General features: G+C 32.2%; 1 pseudogene. It reads left to right on the forward strand.

From position 1 onward, the window contains the following. A pseudogene (locus SB725_RS32015) lies at positions 1-212 on the forward strand (hypothetical protein); the annotation flags it as partial. Between the last annotated feature and the right edge of the window lie 49 nt (positions 213-261).

Genomic DNA, 261 nt, shown 5'->3' on the forward strand with positions numbered 1-261 from the left:
GGTGTGCAACGAGTCCTTTACTTGAAAATTTGGGTGGAGTTTATTGTGAAAATTGCGATATTGCTGAAATTGATTTAGGGCAAATCGAGCACAGATATGATGATCCATCAACAATAAGAGGCGTTCAACCTTATTCCATAGACAAAGAAAATGCCGAGCGTTTATGGAAATTAAGTGAAGAAATGCTGGGAATTCAATTTGATGTAGAATAATTTGTTTTAAATAAATAATTTTGTCATTAGAAATTAATCAAAATGGATT

It is taken from the genome of Pseudomonas sp. SIMBA_041 (assembly GCF_046535095.1).
In the GTDB taxonomy this organism is placed as follows: domain Bacteria; phylum Pseudomonadota; class Gammaproteobacteria; order Pseudomonadales; family Pseudomonadaceae; genus Aquipseudomonas; species Aquipseudomonas mucoides.